This window comes from Arthrobacter sp. CC3 (assembly GCF_039907775.1).
Classification (GTDB): Bacteria; Actinomycetota; Actinomycetes; order Actinomycetales; family Micrococcaceae; genus Arthrobacter.
On sequence record NZ_JARCCY010000106.1, the window covers coordinates 1 to 1,001 of the forward strand.

Here is a 1,001-nt window from a genome sequence, read left to right on the forward strand (position 1 = left end):
ACCCTGGCCATCAGCGCGTCGTGGTTCACCCGGTCAAAGAACGCATCCAGGTCAACCTCGACCACCCACCGATACCCTTGACCGATCACCGTTCTGGCGACCTTCACCGCATCGTGGGCGCTTTTGCCCGGCCGGAACCCATAGGAGACCGGCACGAACCCCGGATCGAAGACCGGGGACAGGACTTGCGCGACTGCCTGCTGGACCAGCCGATCCAGCACGGACGGTACTCCCAGCTTCCGCTCCCCGCCGTCAGGTTTGGGAATCATCACCTGGCGAACCGGCAGCGGAGCATACGTACCCGCGTCCAACGCTTCCCGGGTCTCTTTCCAGTGTCCTAAGCACCACGCACGGAGTTCCTCCGTGCGCAGCCCGTCAGCACCGGCAGCTCCCCGGTTACGCTCAACACGTTTCAACGCGATCATCAGATTCTGCCGGGAGAAGACTTCCTCCCACAGGTCCTGACCATCCCTGATGTTCTCCCCGATACCCGCCGGATCCTCACTACGCACAGACAGGGGCCATCCCGGATTCACCGTTCACTCCTTCACTCTCTGTCCCACCACTCCCGTGGGTTGGCTGCGATTCCTGTGGAACACACGAGAAGCACCGCTTCAAACCATCAATTCCCAGCGTTCAGCCCTTCCCGGCAAATCAAGCATGATCCCCACCGGTACTACGACCTCGGCTGACTTCTGCCCCATCAGCACGACCCTTAAGGCCGCACCGCTCCACCAACAAACAGGTGACGCACTGGGACAGATCTCCCCAGATAAGAACATTTGCTTTCCCCCTGCCGCCGCCGCATTTACATACTGGCCGTTTCGGTGGAACGGGCTTCACCATCCGTTGCTGGCTTACCCCAACCAGCATGCCTTTTATACGGTTCGTGTCCCTCGGTGCAGGGATTTGCCTCCGGCTTCCTTCCCACCCCACCTCACGATGACGCAGTTGCCATTGGCTAGAAGTTAAACCACCTTCTCCTTCAGAGGACTCACACC

Annotated in this window: 1 protein-coding gene; it reads right to left on the bottom strand. The window is 60.2% G+C overall.

Going from position 1 to position 1,001, the window contains the following annotated elements:
• The coding region (locus PV761_RS24185; protein ID WP_347900050.1) for a reverse transcriptase domain-containing protein at positions 1-536 on the bottom strand (536 nt) is incomplete at its 3' end.
• Positions 537-1,001: the final 465 nt, after the last annotated feature.